14 protein-coding genes and 2 pseudogenes are annotated in these 15,213 nt (G+C 70.3%); 7 read left to right on the top strand and 9 right to left on the bottom strand.

Going from position 1 to position 15,213, the window contains the following annotated elements; all coding sequences use genetic code 11:
* Window positions 1–71: 71 nt before the first annotated feature.
* The gene (gene rph, locus ACIRDU_RS18990; protein ID WP_403580837.1) at window positions 72–2,669 is read right to left on the bottom strand and encodes a rifamycin-inactivating phosphotransferase; all 2,598 of its coding nucleotides are present in this window, start codon (window positions 2,667–2,669) and stop codon (window positions 72–74) included.
* 541 nt (window positions 2,670–3,210) lie between these two features.
* Between rph and ACIRDU_RS18985 the strand changes: the two genes are divergently transcribed.
* Window positions 3,211–3,441, top strand: coding sequence for a hypothetical protein (locus ACIRDU_RS18985; protein WP_403580834.1), 231 nt, complete (start codon window positions 3,211–3,213; stop codon window positions 3,439–3,441).
* 21 nt (window positions 3,442–3,462) lie between these two features.
* Here ACIRDU_RS18985 and ACIRDU_RS18980 read toward each other — a convergent pair whose 3' ends face one another.
* Complete coding sequence (locus ACIRDU_RS18980; protein WP_403580831.1) at window positions 3,463–3,615, bottom strand: hypothetical protein; 153 nt, start codon at window positions 3,613–3,615, stop codon at window positions 3,463–3,465.
* A 231-nt stretch (window positions 3,616–3,846) separates the two neighbouring features.
* Here ACIRDU_RS18980 and ACIRDU_RS18975 point away from each other — a divergent pair, with 231 nt between their 5' ends.
* Window positions 3,847–4,659 carry a leucine-rich repeat domain-containing protein gene (locus ACIRDU_RS18975; RefSeq protein ID WP_403580829.1) on the top strand — a complete coding sequence of 271 codons (813 nt, stop codon included), beginning with the start codon at window positions 3,847–3,849 and terminating at the stop codon, window positions 4,657–4,659.
* Window positions 4,660–4,688: 29 nt separating this feature from the next.
* Here the strand turns inward: ACIRDU_RS18975 and ACIRDU_RS18970 are convergent, their stop codons facing one another.
* The 3 genes from ACIRDU_RS18970 to ACIRDU_RS18960 form a co-directional block, all read right to left on the bottom strand.
* Window positions 4,689–5,393 (bottom strand): hypothetical protein, encoded by a 705-nt coding sequence (locus ACIRDU_RS18970; protein WP_403580826.1) that lies wholly within the window; start codon window positions 5,391–5,393, stop codon window positions 4,689–4,691.
* Window positions 5,394–5,505: 112 nt separating this feature from the next.
* Window positions 5,506–6,618 (bottom strand): DNA alkylation repair protein, encoded by a 1,113-nt coding sequence (locus tag ACIRDU_RS18965; protein WP_403580823.1) that lies wholly within the window; start codon window positions 6,616–6,618, stop codon window positions 5,506–5,508.
* A 150-nt stretch (window positions 6,619–6,768) separates the two neighbouring features.
* Window positions 6,769–7,065, bottom strand: coding sequence for a hypothetical protein (locus ACIRDU_RS18960; protein WP_403580821.1), 297 nt, complete (start codon window positions 7,063–7,065; stop codon window positions 6,769–6,771).
* A gap of 133 nt (window positions 7,066–7,198) precedes the next feature.
* Here ACIRDU_RS18960 and ACIRDU_RS18955 point away from each other — a divergent pair, with 133 nt between their 5' ends.
* Window positions 7,199–7,597 (top strand): YybH family protein, encoded by a 399-nt coding sequence (locus ACIRDU_RS18955; protein WP_403580819.1) that lies wholly within the window; start codon window positions 7,199–7,201, stop codon window positions 7,595–7,597.
* Here the strand turns inward: ACIRDU_RS18955 and ACIRDU_RS18950 are convergent.
* Genes ACIRDU_RS18950 through ACIRDU_RS18940 form a run of 3 tightly spaced genes read right to left on the bottom strand, consistent with a single transcriptional unit; the run spans window position 7,573 to window position 8,889 of the window.
* Window positions 7,573–8,064 carry a hypothetical protein gene (locus ACIRDU_RS18950; RefSeq protein ID WP_403580816.1) on the bottom strand — a complete coding sequence of 164 codons (492 nt, stop codon included), beginning with the start codon at window positions 8,062–8,064 and terminating at the stop codon, window positions 7,573–7,575. The two genes, ACIRDU_RS18955 and ACIRDU_RS18950, sit on opposite strands and share 25 nt — an antisense overlap.
* A 13-nt stretch (window positions 8,065–8,077) precedes the next feature.
* Window positions 8,078–8,446 carry an ArsR/SmtB family transcription factor gene (locus ACIRDU_RS18945; RefSeq protein ID WP_403580813.1) on the bottom strand — a complete coding sequence of 123 codons (369 nt, stop codon included), beginning with the start codon at window positions 8,444–8,446 and terminating at the stop codon, window positions 8,078–8,080.
* On the bottom strand, window positions 8,443–8,889 hold the full coding sequence (locus ACIRDU_RS18940) for an SRPBCC family protein (RefSeq protein ID WP_403580810.1): 447 nt from the start codon (window positions 8,887–8,889) through the stop codon (window positions 8,443–8,445). Before ACIRDU_RS18940 ends, ACIRDU_RS18945 begins: the two co-directional genes overlap by 4 nt.
* Window positions 8,890–9,167: 278 nt before the next feature.
* Between ACIRDU_RS18940 and ACIRDU_RS18935 the strand changes: the two genes are divergently transcribed.
* The 3 genes and pseudogenes from ACIRDU_RS18935 to ACIRDU_RS18925 all read left to right on the top strand — a co-directional run.
* Window positions 9,168–9,689 (top strand): DUF4232 domain-containing protein, encoded by a 522-nt coding sequence (locus ACIRDU_RS18935; protein WP_403580807.1) that lies wholly within the window; start codon window positions 9,168–9,170, stop codon window positions 9,687–9,689.
* Window positions 9,690–9,934: 245 nt separating this feature from the next.
* Window positions 9,935–10,096: pseudogene (locus tag ACIRDU_RS18930) on the top strand (SAM-dependent methyltransferase); the annotation flags it as partial.
* Window positions 10,097–10,214: 118 nt separating this feature from the next.
* Window positions 10,215–11,065 (top strand): annotated as a pseudogene (locus ACIRDU_RS18925) (LLM class flavin-dependent oxidoreductase); the annotation flags it as partial.
* A gap of 297 nt (window positions 11,066–11,362) precedes the next feature.
* On the opposite strand, the gene ACIRDU_RS18920 reads toward ACIRDU_RS18925, so the two are convergent.
* Window positions 11,363–11,995: a TetR/AcrR family transcriptional regulator gene (locus tag ACIRDU_RS18920; protein ID WP_403580804.1), complete on the bottom strand. Its 633-nt coding sequence runs from the start codon at window positions 11,993–11,995 to the stop codon at window positions 11,363–11,365.
* 66 nt (window positions 11,996–12,061) lie between these two features.
* Here ACIRDU_RS18920 and ACIRDU_RS18915 point away from each other — a divergent pair, with 66 nt between their 5' ends.
* Window positions 12,062–13,666 carry an FAD-binding oxidoreductase gene (locus tag ACIRDU_RS18915; RefSeq protein ID WP_403580801.1) on the top strand — a complete coding sequence of 535 codons (1,605 nt, stop codon included), beginning with the start codon at window positions 12,062–12,064 and terminating at the stop codon, window positions 13,664–13,666.
* The last annotated feature ends 1,547 nt before the right edge of the window (window positions 13,667–15,213 follow it).

The following is a 15,213-nucleotide window of genomic DNA, read 5'->3' as shown; positions in this document are numbered from 1 at the left end:
TCGCTGACGGCCGGTGGGGCACAGCACCAGGATTTCGCTGCGCCCCACCGGCCGTCATTTTGCCCAGAGAGTCAGGGCAGGATCTCGATGTACCCGTCGGTCCCGTGCACGCGGATCCGCTGACCGTCCTGGATCAGCCGGGTGGCCTGCTCCACGCCCACGACGGCCGGAAGGCCGTACTCCCGGGCGATCACAGCGCCGTGGGTCATCAGGCCGCCCACCTCCGTCACCAGGCCCGCGATCCCGACGAACAGAGGTGACCAACTGGGGTCCGTGTAGGCCGTGACCAGGATGTCGCCCGGCTCGAGGTCGGCTTGCCCCATGTCCAGGATGACGCGGGCCCGTCCCTCGACGGTCCCGCCGGACACCGCCAGGCCGATCAGGGCACCGGCCGGCACGTCATCGCGTCGGTACGCGCCGTTGACGGTCTCGCCCTCCGATGTGAGGACCCGGGGCGGTGTGAGCGCGTGGTACGACCGGAACGCCTCCTTGCGCTGCTGAACCAGCTGGTCGTCCAGCTGCTTCGAGCGTACGACGTCGCGGAGTTCCTCGAACGTGAGGTAGAAGATGTCCTCCTTCTCACGGAGCACCTCGGCCTCCACGAGGCGCTCGGCCTCCGCCAGGAGGGCCTGCTTGTAGACGAAGTAGCGGCTGATGATGCCGTACTTGGGATACTCCCGGTATCCGATGAAGGTGCGGACCCGGTCGATCATCTTCTTGGTCTCGTCGGCTTTGCTCTCCCCGTCGGGCAGAGCCCGAAGGCGGGTCAGCACGTCCTGTTCCTTCTTCAGCGCCTTCTGCCGGCCCTGCTCGAAGCGCCGTGCGGCGGCGCCCGGCTCGAAGTTTTTGACATTGTCGAGGATCGCCGGCACGAGCGTGCTGGGGCGCTCGCTCCAGCGCGGCCTCGTGATGTCGATCTCGCCGACGCAGCGCATGCCGTACCGGTCGAGATAGGCCTCGATGGCGTCACGCGCCTCGGTCCCGCCCGCGAGCTTCGCCAGCTCGTCCAGGAAACTGTCGTCCTCGACGTTCTGCAGGAACGCCACCACCTCCGCATGAGGACGGATCACGTCCGCGACGTCGAGCAGCGCCAGTCCCATCTCCGACGTGACGTTGTCGGGGGCGGACAGTGTGAGGGTGTCTGCCGCGTTCTTCTCGCCCAGCCACTCGTGCAGGTTGTCGTTGAGCCACCACGTGGACTCCATCCCCGCCATGATCGCCTGGAAGCTCAGCGGATCGGTGAGGACTCGCTTGTGCTCCTCGAAGGCCTCCAGCAGGAAGTCGAACAGAGCCGGTCCGCTCTTCGTGGCGATGTCGCGCCGCAGGGCGGCGACGGACTTCTCGCTGCGTTCGATCAGCCCGGTGACGATGGCCGGATCGGTCTCGATCGGGGCGGGCGCGCGCCCGGCCGGGCGGCCGCCGGGCTCGGGGTCCGGGAGCGAGGGGACGAAGTCGTCGCGGTGGAGGACGGTCTCCAGCGCGTCCCTGGTCAGCGGATCGGACCGTCCTACGAGATCCAACAGGTTGTCGCGGCTCGAGGGTGAGGACAGCGCGCGAGTCGCGTCGACGAAGAGTCTCCCGCCGGCGTCGCGCATCGGCGCCATGGCCGTCAGCTTCCACAGGGACAGGCCCAGCGGCTTCATCGCGTCGGTCATCATCTGCTGATGGCCGACGGAGACATAGACGCGGTTCTCCTGGTCGCCGGACTCCGGGATGGGGAACAGCGTCGTGATCGGCCGGCTCTGCACGATCTGGAAGCCGTCATCGATCAGGCACCATTCGATGTCCTGCGGGCTGCCGAAGTGCGCCTCGATCCGGCGCCCGAGCTGCACGAGTCGCACGACCTGCGCATCGGTCAGCGCCGGCTGCTCCTGCCGCTGCGCGTCGACCGCCACGTCCCGCGTGCCGCCGTCCGGCAGGGCGTGAACGGCACGCTGTTTGGCGGCGATCGTCCTGGCGACGACCTCCCCGTCCCGCACCTTGAAGACGTCCGGGTTCACCAGGCCGGAGACCAGGGCCTCGCCCAGCCCGAAGCCGGCGTCCACGGTGGCGACCTTCCGGTTGCCCGTGACGGGGTCGGCCGTGAACAGGATGCCGGCCGCCTCGGAGAAGACCATCCGCTGCACGACGACGGCCATGTGGACCGTACGGTGGTCGATGCCGTTTTGCCGGCGGTAGGTCACGGCCCGCTCGGTGAACAGCGAGGCCCAGCACCGGCTGACGTGCTGGAGGATCGCCTGCGGCCCCACGACGTTCAGGTAGGTGTCCTGCTGGCCAGCGAACGAGGCTGTCGGCAGGTCCTCTGCCGTCGCACTGGACCGGACGGCGTAGGCGGCCTGCTCGCCGAGCTGGGCGAGCGCGCGGGCGACCTCCGCCGCGAGGTCGCCCGGGATGGCGATCCCTTCGATGGTGTGGCGGATCTGCGCGCTGAGCGTTCGGACGGCCTCCCGGTCGTCCGGCTCCAGGCGCGACAGTTGATCGAGCCGATCCTCGATCGACGGTGCGTCCGCCATGATCCGCCGGAAGGCGTCCGTCGTCACGCAGAAGCCGCCCGGCACGCTGATGCCGTCGATCCGGGACAGCGTGCCCAGGTGCGCGCCCTTGCCGCCGACGACCGCGAGCTGCGTCTCGTCAACCTCTCGGAGGTCCAGTACGAGTTGCTCGGTCATCGCGACACCTCCGAGGCGGCCGTGTTCCGTCGTCCTGCACCGGCCGCTCGAATCCGCAGCCCCGCCAGCGCTGTCGAACCGCTGGTCGAGCAGGTCCTCATTCCCAACACACGCACCTCGTGTCCCCGTTTCCGCAGGTTGTGGCTTCGGTCGACGATTCTGCGCCGTCACGGGGGCCTTGCCGCAAGCCCCCCAATGCGCTATACCTTGGGAGAGGCAAGGAGAGGACTCCTTGCCTTTGTTGTGTTCCGGATCGTTCGCCGGACCGGCCCCATCCCCTTCGGGGAGCGTTTTCCAGCGGTGCTCGCAGTCCTGGGCGCAGTCCCCGTATGGCCTCCTCCAGTGCGCGGTGGGCGTCCTTCGGGCGAGGGGATGGTGTGGATCGCCAGGAACCGGCCTCCCGGCCGGCGTCCAGATCGTCGCCCGCCCGTCAGCTGACCGGGTATGACGGCGCCCGCCGTGCCGGCATGGCAGGGCGGGCGCCCAAAGGGTTCGACCGTTCAGCGGAGAACGCTCTCATCGTCCCGGTAGCCTCACGCTCATGGACCGACTGCCCGCGAGTGTGGACCACGACATCCTGGCGCACCGGAGCATCGCCGCGATCGCGACGATCCGCGAGACGTCGGGCTGCACGGTTCACCAGGCGCTCGATGCCTATGTGCAGCGCTACGAGGAACTTCGTCGTGATCGCCCGGGCGACTTTCGGCCGGACTCGGAAGAGCACGACCGGTCGCAGTCGACACGCGTGGCGGGCGGCGCCCAGAACCCGTAGGTGCGGGCAGGTTCACGTACCTCAGGCGTTGGCGTGGCGACGCCAGGTCGTCCTCCGCGGAGCGGCATGACGCACGGGCTCGTCCGTACGGCGTGCCTGCTGACGCCACAGCCACAACGACGTCATGGCCAGCAGAGCGGCGAAGACCACCAGGAACAGCACAGAGACCCACATCTGCCGGCTCCCGGGGTTGTCCCACCCCGCCGATGCAGCCGTCGCGGCCCACAAGACGGCGCCCCCGGCGTAGAAGGTGCGCATCCTGCGCAGTTGCCGCAGGGCTCGTACGGATTCAGCGTGATCATTTTCCGAGGCCATGCCGACGCAGGTACCCCCGATCCACGCCCCCTATCAGCCCTCGGCACGTTCCTTTCGCGGGAAGAACAGGGCCTCCGTATCTTGGCGTCCATGACAGCTGAGGGAGAGCAGCCGCTCTTTGTGAACCGCTGGGGCGACACGTCAAGCCCAGCCCATGCTTGGGGTGGGGCCCGAAGGGCGGATACGTGCTCGTGCTTCGACCAGTGGGCACCGCACCCGCGGGCCCGGGTCGGTTTCCACGCCGAACGGCAGGACACCTCCGCGCCGGGCTGGCAGCGCCTGCTGGAGCTCGTCGACGAGGCCGCCGCCGACGGACGCGAAGAGTTCCGCCCTCTGACCGAGCTCAGCCCCGAAGAGCGGCGGCAGATCGTCACCCTGCCGCCAAGCATCGCCAAGCTCACCGCGGTCAGGCACCTTGTGCTCTACGGCAGTAACCTCGTCCGGATTCCGCCCGAGATCGGGGCCATGGGCAACCTGGAGGAGTTCACCCCTTACACCTCCTACCGGCTGCACTGGTTCCCCTACGAAATCACTCGATGCCGGAAGCTGACCCGTAGCACGGTGAGCACACGCGCCTTGTTCGGCAACTACAAACTGCGACCGCCCTTCCCACAGCTTCCGCCTCCCCCGGACCTTGGAACGGAACTCGACCTGAGCAACCTGGATCCCCGCCGCTGGGGCACCACCGCCATCGACAACTGCGGTGTCTGTGCCCGCCCGATCGCACCCGGCGGACTTCACCAAGTGTGGATCTCACGGCGCGTGGCCACCGACGTGCTCCCTCTCCTGGTCAACGCCTGCTCGCAGCAGTGTGTGACCGAGCTGCCCGAGGGCGCCGAGGACTACATCCCGACTCCCCACCGGGGTGGCCGAGTCGACCAGCCGGCACCCGACTGGGACTGACCAGCGGCGACCTTGACTGTGCGCGGTGATCAGGACGTCTCGGACGGGGCCGGCCTGTGCCGGTGTCCGAGGAGGTACGGGTCGTCGAGACGTGCGTCGTCGGTGCGGGCGCGTGCGTCGGTGAGGAGCCAGTTCAGCAGTTCCGGGGAGGCGTGGTACTCGTCGTAGAAGCCCATGTGCAGCTCGGTGATCTCGAACTCGACCATCACGTCGTCGATGAGGTCGGTCAGTTGCGCGTCGGCGGCCGGGGTGCGGGTGGCGGTCCATGCGTCCAGCCAGGGGCGCAGGGCGCCGGTGGCGACGGTGAGGAGGCTGAGGACGTTCTTGACGGGGACGGGGCTGGGGTGGGTGTGCAACGTGGCTTGCCACCAAGCGGACCAGACCCCGTCGAGGGCCCGGGTCAGGGGCGCCTCCCAGGTGGTCCAGCCCGCTTGGACCAAGCGTGAGGCGATGAGGTTTTCGTCGACGTGCAACTGGTCGGTGATGACGGAACGGATGATCCGTGGCGTGAGACGGCGGTAGAGACGCGGGAAGTCGTCCCAGTGATCGGGCACCTCCGCTGCCACGGCGGACACCAGATCGTCGGCTATGCGGTGGAGCGGTCCGGAGAGGTCGAGCAGGTCCTGGTCGCCGTAGCAGTACGTGCATCCGGTGACGGGGAAGGGCTCTTCCGAGGCGAAGGTGCGGTCCAGAGCGTCGAGCGCGGTGAAGACCTGCTGCTGGTGGCTGGGCATGGCGACCTGCGGGGGGACTCCGTCCGGAGGACCGGCGAAGATCGCAGGCTATCAGCTCGGTCCTCCTCGTGCCCCGGCCGTGAACGGATGTGCCCGCGCTGCGAGCCCGGCGTCAGGGTGCGTCCGTGTCGGTCAGGTCGAAATCGGCGCGGGCTGTCTCGACTCCGTTGATCTGCAGGGAGATCGCGTGCCGTCCGGCGTGGTAGCGGCGGGTCGTGATCGGGCGGAAGGAGTGCTCCCGCGCCACCTGGATCTGTTCGCCGGGTGCGAGGGTGCGGGTGGTGAGTTTGAAGGTTTTGCCGGTCTGACCGCCGTTGGCTTTGCGGTGGTGCACGATGTAGTCGATCGCCAGCCGCGCCTGGGCGTCGCCGGTGTTGTGGATCGAAGCGGTGAAACGGACGCTGCCCCCGAACGGGACGGTGCTGCGCTCCAGATGAGGTCCGTCGACCCGGAGCGCCGCGGGGGCGAAGCCGAGCAGTTCCAGTGCCTCGGGGTGGCCGCGCTTGACGAGGGTGCGCAGTCCGTGGCGCACCAGGCGTTCCGTGGCGGCGTCGGGGTCGTTCAGCCAGCGGCGGGCTGTGGTGACGACGAGGTCGGGGTGGTCGCGGCCGAGGTCGTTGAGGTGGTTGGCGACCGAGCGGCGCACATCGTCGCTCTCGTCCCGGTAGAGGGCGTCCAGGAGGGGCACGGTCGCTCCGGGACGAGCCATGAGGTCCGGCACCCGCACCGCCCAGGGGAGGTAGGGACGGGTGCCTTCGGAGGCGAGTCTGCGTACGTCGACGTCGGCCGATCCGGTCCAGCCGCTGATGATGCCGAGGGCCCGGTCCAGGTCGTGCAGCAGCAGTGTCCTGAGGGCGAACTCCGCGGTGAGACGCCCGGTGAGGTCCGCCAGCAACGTCATCGCATCGTCGAAGGCGGCGGCGCTGCCGTCCTGGACCGCGCGGGTGGCAAGAGCGCTGGTGACCGGCCAGATCAGCCATCCCGTGAAGTGGGGGGCGTGGTCCCGGGCGGAGCGAATGGCCCGGGCCAGTGCCGCGTAGTCGCCAGGCAGGTCTGTCAGGAGAGCGTCTCGCAGCAGGTCGGCTCGTTCCCTGAGGGGCAGCGGGGCGATCTCCTGCGGGGCTGCGCGCAGTGACGTGAGGTCGGCGTCCGGGGCGGCGGTCTGGATGGCGTCGATGAGGTTCTGGACGGTGTCGCGGCCGATGAGTTCGTCGGCGGATGGCATGTGGTCTCTTCCGTGTGGTGTGCTGGTGCGGCTCGGTGGTGAGCTGCCCGTCGACCCCGTCAGGGGATGCCTCGCGGGGTGCACGCGTGGCGCGCTGTCGCAACAGGCAGTGTGGTTGTGCGGCACGCGCCGCGTCCGGATGCGGGACGGTCAGGGGCTGTCCCCGCAGTAATGGAAGCGGCATGCCACTCCGGGGCCCGTGGTCCGCGGCTCGTCCGGGCCGGGTTCGTACAGCGCGCGGCCCCCGGGAAACTGCCCGAGTTCGGTGGGCAGGGCGGCTCCCGCGTCCATCTCGTCCGGCGTCCAGCCCGTGACGTCCAGCAGCAGTCCGTCCAGCGGCCCGCCGATGAGGTGGGCATATGTCTGCCCCGGGCGGGGGCCCGGGTCGGGGACGTCGTGGTCATGGCCGTAGACCCGGCCGCGCAGCAGTTGCTCATCGCCGTTCATGAGTCCAGCCTTCCACCCACCACCGACAACGGGGGGTCTGCCGAGGGCGCGACGAGTGGTCCGGCCGTGCTGCGGCCGCGTGCCGCTCGCCGGAATCGCGGTCCTGGCGTGCGCGCAGGCTCATGATGAAGGCATGACCGACCGTGACGATTTCCTGGGGTGGGTCGAGACCGCCCTGTACGAGGCTGAGCTCGCGCTGCACAACGGAGATGCGGCTCCCCGCCGGGCCCTCTGGTCACGCGACGAGCCCGTGAGTGTCCTGGGGGCGTGGCGCAACGCCTACGGGCAACAGGAGCTCGACCAGCTCTTCACCGCCCTCGGGAGCAGCTTCTCCGACTGCACCTCGTATGTGTTCGAGCTACAGGCGTTCGACGTGTCGGGAGACATGGCCTACACGGCCGGCCTCGAGCACACCTCCGCCTCGGTCGACGGTGAACCGCGCAGCTACACGCTGCGGGCCACCCAGGTGTACCGCCGTGAGCAAGGCGAGTGGAAGGTGGCCCACCGTCATGGCGACGCGGTGACCGGGTGAGGGTGACCGATAAGGTCGAGGAGTTGTTGCGTGTGCCGGGGCACGTGATCTTCCGCGAGGCCGTCGATGAGGCTCGCCAGGGGAACCGGCTGGTCCAGTACCAGTTCACCGTTGGACACGAGGAGCGTCGGCACCGGGACCGAGGCGGCCTCGTCGCTGAGCAGATCGGCGATGTCGCACAGGAGGACGGCCTGGCGGCGCACGTGATCGGTCAGGGCTGCCCGGTCCGCGTGCTCGGCGATGATCCGGTTCAGGTTCCACGTGTCGAGGCAGATCCGGTTGTCGAAGGTGGGCCGCGAGCCGGCGATGACGCCCAGGGCGGCCGCCGCGATCGACGCGTCGACGCTGAGGAGGTGGGCCAGTATCTGGTCGGCGCCCCACCCACCGTCGGCCGCCTCGCCGAGGTCGGGCCCGGCCGCCACGTCGAGCAGTCGGTCATACGCTCCGCGCAGTGATGCCGTGTCCATGGTCTGTTTCCCCTCAGTCGGGAGGTGCCGGACTGGTATCGCGCTCCGCCGCTTCAGCGACGCGTTTGATGTGGGCCAGCCGTCGGTCCCACTCCGCCGCGAGCGAGGCCATCCACCGGGCTGTCGTGTCCAGCGCCGTAGGCCGTACCGCGTACCGCACCTCGCGTCCGACGCGGTTGCCGGACACCAGTCCGGCTGCGTCCAGGACGGCGAGGTGTTTGACCACCGCCTGCCGCGAGACGGGAAGTTGCCCGGCGAGCGTCGTGGCGGTGGCCTCGCCCTGTGCGGCGAGAAGGTCGAGCAGCCGACGTCGCGTCGGGTCGGCCAGCGCACCGATGACGCTGTCGACGACCTCGGCGGCGCCGGAGCTTTCCTCCGTCACGTGGCGGGCTGTTCGGCACGCGTCTTGAGCGCGTCGAGTTCGAGGGGCCAGCCTTCGCTGTGGTCCTTGCGGTTCTGGCTGCGCAGTTCGTCGGACCCGGCCAGCGCCGCGAACCCGCTCTCGACGACACGGAGTCGAGTCCCGTCGCCTTCCTGGGTCAGCGTGAACTCCACCAGGGTGCTGTTGTTCTCGCGCAGCTCCTCGCCGGGGAACGCGCTGGTCCAGCGGTAGGCCAGATACGTCGGCGGCTCGACCTTCTCCACACGCACCGGGAAGTCGCCGTGCTCGGCGTTCTTCGCCACGATCGACTCGCCCTCCCTCGCCACGGTGCCGGGCAGGCTCGCCTTGTCGGCGACCCAGAACCCAGGCTGGGCCACCAGCGACCAGACCCGCTCCAGGGGTGCTGCGATCAGGGTTTCGCGCTCGATCCGGTCCTCGCTCATGAGGGACTCCTTCTTGAGGTCTCCACATCCTGCAACCCCACAGTTGCACATGGCCCGATCGTGCGCAACCCGCGGGTTGCACCTCGGGGCGGCGAACTTCGGAGCCGCGTCCCGGCATGCCGTTCCAAGCTGTCAGCGTCTGCGCTGGTCAGGGCCCGTTCCAGCGTTCCAACGTCCCATAGTGGCCGCCTTCTGTGGCGGGCGGGACGCATCGCGGAACAGGCTTCGGTCGTCCCAGCAGATCGCTGGACGACCCACTTCGCACCATGGAGATCTCGATGCGTTCGCGCTTTGCCGCCCACTCCGCCCGCCTCGCCCTGGCCGCCGTCGCTGCGGTGTCCCTCACCGCCGCCGCGACCGCCACTGCCACCGCCGACAGCCGAAGCGACACCGTGCGGGCCTGCGGAACCAAGGACCTGACCTTCAAGGTGAACCTGGAGACGCAGGCGGGCGGCTACTACCTCGTCACCGCCAAGGCCAAGTCCGGCGTCACCTGTTACCTGAAGGGCGTCTTCCCTTCCGCCTCCTTCGGCTCCTCCCCCGACACCGAGGTAGCGCCGGCCGAGCACAGCGTCGGCGAGAACGTCGTCCTGTCCGGCTCCAGGGCCGCCTACGCCGGCATCAACCCCAAGACCACGAACGACAACCACGGCAAGCAGTTCGACCGGCTCCACCTCTCGGTCGCCGGGGACGAGACCAACGCCGTCACCCTCACCCTCCCCGAGACCGCCACGGTCGACCGGCCCATCGCCACCAACTGGCACGCCGACCCCGCCGACGCCGTTCCCTTCTCGGGCTGACGCTCCTCGTCCCGAACCGAGGCTCAAGCCGCCCCCGGCCGTGCGACGTACCGCCGGCCGGGGCGGCACGGGGTTCAAGGTCACGGCCTCGCTGCGTCAGCCCCTCCCCGGCCGACTCACGGTCCGGGGAGGCCGGCTTGCCGTATCCGCAAGTTTCCGTGCCGGGCCGCCGGGTGCCTGGCGAGACTGAGCGCATACCGACACGAGGAGGCCCGATGAGCACCACCGATGCGGTCGCGTTCTACATCCGGTACCCGAGCCCGGACGAGGTCGCCGCCGGAATCGGCCTGGATCCTCGGGCGTGGACGGTCGAGCGGGCCGACGCACTCCGCCGGATGGCGACCGGACCGGATGGGCGCACCGCCGAGGTCATCGACCACGTACTCCTCGTCCGCCGCACTGCCTGACGCGCGGGCTCACCGGCGTGTGGGCCGGCTCGGCGGGGTGGACGGACCGGGCCTCGGCGTGAAGTCGCACCGACCGGAATAGACTGCCCCTTCGGGGCCGGTTGCAGATCCTGCTGGGATGCGCTTCTCCATCAACATCCCCACTTCGGCGACTTCGCCGACCCCCGTAACGTCGCAACCGTGGCCGGCGCCGCCGAACAGGCCGGCTGGGACGGGCTCTTCGTCTGGGACCATGTGCTGCACCGGCACCACCAGGGGCGCCCCTTCGGCGATCCCTGGATGTTGCTCACGGCGGCCGCGCCGGCGACCTCCCGGGTCCGGCTGGGCACCCTGCTGAGCCGGTCCCCCGGTACCGTCCGCAGCAGCTCGCCCGCCAGGTGGCCACCCTGGACCATCTCAGTGGCGGCCGGGCGATCTTCGCCGCCGGCCTGGGCGGTCCGGTCGAGGACGAGTACGGCAGTTTCGGCGACGCCACCGAGCCACGCCTGCTCGCCGAGCGGCTGGACGAGGGGCTGGAGCTGCTGAGGCGTTTCTGGTCCGGCGAGCCGGTGAACCACCTCGGCCGGCACTACGAGGCCCGGGACGTGACCCTGCTGCCCGCCACCGTGCAGCGGCCCCGCCCGCCGGTGTGGATCGGCGGGTTCTGGCCACGTCGCCCTCCGATGCGGCGGGCAGCGCGGTGGACGGCGCGGTGCCTCTCTTCGAGACGGCCCGGCACGGGCATGTTCCCGAGGTGACGGAGGTGCGGGATCTCGTCGCCTACGTGCGCGAGCACCGCACGGCCGACGCCGATCGGCCCTTCGAGTTCGTGCTCGGCGGTTCCACGTCCGCGGACACGGCCAAGGACGTCATCGGTCCGCTGCGCGACGCCGGCGCCACTGGTGGGACGAGCGCCAGGTCCAGACAGGTCCCGACCTGGACCGACTGTCCCCGGTCCTGCGCCGGATCGAGGCGGGCCCGCCGGTGATCCAGCCGGCCGTTCGAGGCCGTATCGCCCGCCAGGCCGACAGGCCGACGGGGAGCGGCCTGGCGAAGGTTGCCGAACATCGGGTCACCGGCACCGGCCTCCCCCGACAGGGCGAAGGACCGCACACCGCCAACACGTCGAACAACACCGTGTAGAGGTGGCGCTCCCCGCGCCCGCGACGTCGGTAGGCGACGGCCCGCGCATAGAGGTCGGCGAGGGGGGTCCGCGGAGGTCGACTACCGAGCCGCCAGGTCATCCCCGCCTTCTTGCGCGACCAGATGTGAAGTCGCCGCAGCCCGTCAGTCCGCCACCCCCGCGAGGAGGGTACGGCCGGCCGCGAAGAGTCGAGCGCAGCGCTGAGCCATGGCATCGGGCGACTGGTCGGGATGCTTGACCCACCAGCGGACCAGTGCGGTGCACAGGCCGCGCCAGGCGTACGCGAGCGCGTCGGCGTCCAGCGGATCGTCGGATCGGGTGGCGGCGAGGAGGTCGGCGGTGCCGGTCGCGGCGAGGTCGTCGATGGCGCGGCGGTAGTACGCCGCACGCCGGGCGGCATCACTGTCGGGCGGCAGCGTGGCGTCGTAGAGGACGAACCAGGCCTCGCGCTGCCCGTCCAGGGCGGTGAACAGGGCGTGCAGGACGCGCAGTGCGGTGGGCGGCGCGGCGGGGTCGTGTTCGGTCATGGCGGCGCGGATGGCGTGCAGGAGCCGGTCGCCCACGGGGTTCAGGCAGGCGAGGTAGAGGTCCTGCTTGCTGCCGAAGTAGTGGTGCAGCAAGGGCTTGGTGACGCCGACCCGGGTGGCGATGGCGGCCACGGTGGTGGCCTCGTAGCCGCGACGGCCGAACTCCTCGGTGGCAGCGGCCAGGACCTGTCGTTCGCGCGCGGCCCTGGGGACTCCCTTGGTACCGGCTTTGGAGGAGGGCGTTGGCATGGAACTGATATTACCTTAGGGTAATTTTCCGTTGGGTAAATTCTTGCGCCCGCTGGGAGCACACTCATGCCTGCCTCACCCTCCGGTCCCGGCACCTCCCGCGCCCGCTCCTGGTGGGGCTGGGGGTACGCCGACGCTCACCCGGAAGACGCCGATTGCGCCGCCCTGGGCGCCCTGCTGCCGGGCACTGCGGCCCGACCGTTGCCGATCCCGCGGGTCGCCGACCTGGCGATCGCCCGGCCCGGCGTGACCCCTCCGCCCCCACTGGAGCACCTGGTCACCGCCGATCCCGAGGTGCGCGCCGCCCACGCCATGGGCAAGGCCTACCGCGACATCATCCGGGCCCTGCGCGGCCGGCCGGGCCGGATCCCCGACCTGGTCGCCCGTCCGACCGACGACCGGGAGGTGACCGACCTGCTGGACTGGGCCGGCGAGCGCGGTGTGGCCGTCATCCCCTTCGGTGGCGGCTCCTCGGTGGTCGGCGGCGTGGAGTACCGCGGTGACACCCACCGTGCCGTGCTGTCCCTCGACTTGACGTCGATGGACCGGGTCCTGGACATCGACACCGTCAGCCGCTCGGCCCGGATCCAGGCCGGGGCGCTCGGTCCCGTACTGGAGGAACAGTTGCGGCCCCACGGCCTCACCCTGCGCCACTTTCCGCAGAGCTTCGAGTTCTCCACACTGGGCGGCTGGCTGGCCACCCGGGCCGGGGGCCACTACGCCACCGGCCGCACCCACATCGACGACTTCGTGCAGTCCCTGCGCGTGATCACGCCTGCCGGCCCGAGCACGTCCTGGCGTCTGCCCGCATCCGGTGCCGGGCCGTCTCCCGACCGTCTGTTCCTCGGCTCCGAGGGCGCACTCGGCGTCATCACCGAGGCGTGGATGCGCCTCCAGGAGCGGCCGCGGTACAAAGCCTCGGCGTCGGTGGCCTTCGCCGGCTTCCAGCAGGCGCTGGAGGCGGTGCGTGCCATCGCCCGGTCCGACCTCTCCCCCGCCAACTGCCGTCTGCTCGACCCCGGCGAGGCGCTGCTGTCCAGTGCCTCGCACGATGGCTCCTCCGTCCTGGTCCTGGGCTTCGAATCCGCCACCGGCCCCGTCGACGACCGCCTCACGAGCGCCCTGGACCTGGTCCGCGCTCACGGCGGCCGCGGCGGGGCTCGGACGGCGGACCGTGACGCGCCGGCCGACGCGGCCGTGACGGCCTGGCGATCGGCGTTCCTGCGCATGCCGTATCTTCGCGACGGCCTGGCCCGCATGGGTGCCGTCGTGGAGACCTTCGAGACCGCCGCGACCTGGGACCGGATTCCCGCCCTGATCGACGCCGTCCGCACCGAGGTCGGGGCAGCAGCCTCGAAGGCCGCCGGATACCCGGCCCACGTCAACTGCCGCCTGACGCACGTCTACCCGGACGGGGCGGCCCCCTACTTCACCGTGGCCGTCGCCGGCCGTCCCGGCGAGGAGGCCGACATCTGGGACGACATCAAAGCTGCCGCGAGCGAGGTCCTGCACCGCTACCGCGCCACCATCACCCACCATCACGCTGTCGGCCGCGATCACCGGCCCGGCTACGACCTCCAACGCCCGGAACCCTTCGCGCTGGCACTGCGCGCCGCCAAGGACGTCCTGGACCCGCATCGCATCCTCAACCCGGGCGTCCTGATCGACTGACCGACCTCGGATCCCTGGTGTCGGCTAGGGCCTGTCGTTTGGATCAGGTCGCAGACGCGGGGCCCGGCACGCGCATCTGCGGCGTTGTCGCCGGTCGCCGACTCCCCCGAGCTCTCGACTCCGCTCGAGCAGGGGGGACCCCCATCGCGTCGACTCCTTCCTCCGGCTTGCAGCTCCACGCACCAGGCCCCGCTCACCGGCACCGAGAAGCACCGCCCATTCCCTGCGACCTGATCCCAACGACAGGCCCTAGGGGGTGTCCGCAAAGTCCCGCCTGCCCCGCGACGCCCGGCACGCACTCTCGCCGCACCGGGCGAACACCCAAGTACAACCAGTACGCGGGTGCCCGCCCGGCACGCCGAGAGCACGCACCGAGCCGCGGGGCCCGCCCTCCGGGCGAACGACGCGACTTTGCGGACACCCCCCTAGGCGAGCCAGAGGGAGCCACGCCGATGACGTGCCGGCGGAATGTCCACCAAGTCCGCGTCCGCGATGACGAGTTCGTCGGCGGTGGCATGCATCAGCCTCAGCAGAGTCCCCACTCGGGTTCGCAGCCGCTGCCGCGCCCTGCGTTCCTCCACCGCGGACCACTCGCCGACGGAGCGGTCCCGCTGGTGTCGTGGGAACGAGTAGACCTCCACCGTGCGGCGGATCCTGCGAGGTCGGGGCCTTCTGGACTCTCTTGTCGCTTCAGTGAGGGTGCGCGCGCTGTACCTGAGGTCGTAGAGCACCACGGAGTGCCAGGGGTTTCCTGACGAGCAGTCGTCTGCACTCCGGCATCGTGAAGGGGGCAGGTGGTGGGCGGTGCGAGTCACGGGACTCCGTTCGCAGCGACCGCCAGGTCTCTCCTGGCGGGCTACCGGAAGCCCGTCGGTCCTGTGGAGCGCGCGTTTCCCATGCGCGCCACCCTAACTCCGCCGAGCTCTTCCCGTCGGCGTTCACCGAGGGTCGGGAGACCCACCGGGACGGCCCGGAAGCTCTGGGTGAACTCCTCCGGAGGCACCGGTCCGTGACAGAATGCCCGCATGGTTCTGATCCGAAAGGGCGATGCCGCGTAGGCGTCCGAAGGCCGTCCGCGCTGAGCGGTGGCGGCCGTGCAAGCACTCACCGGTCCGCCGGATTCCGTCCGTATCAGCTCGAACTCGAGCTGCGGTGCGACGCGTTGAGGCCGAGCATCTCTGGCCCGACGCCGTTGCCACGGCACTCAGCCGGTTCGAGTGGGCTTTCCGGCAGCCGGGGCGATATCTGACCGGCCCTTACGAGAGTCCTGGTATCGAGATCGAAGACGGTCGGGACGACCTGGAAGTGGCCCTCCGTCACCTGCCAAGGGGAGCCCGGGCCGATCTGGGTCGCCTGGTGGAGCGGATCGACGAGGAGTTCGAGCGCCGTACGCTCCCGGATCCGGGGTGGGCGAACGAGTGGACGGCGGGCCGCTGGTGGTGGTGGCGCATCCGGGAACGATGACGGCGTAGGGACCCCGCCCCGGCAACGCCGTTCCTGCAAGAGGGACATGTCACGTACCGCGGCGCGAGCGGTGAAGGTGGCGA

This window comes from Streptomyces sp. NPDC093598, from assembly GCF_044764825.1.
In the GTDB taxonomy this organism is placed as follows: domain Bacteria; phylum Actinomycetota; class Actinomycetes; order Streptomycetales; family Streptomycetaceae; genus Streptomyces.
Note: the sequence above shows the minus strand (reverse complement) of the source record. Positions and strands in the feature narration are given on the sequence as shown.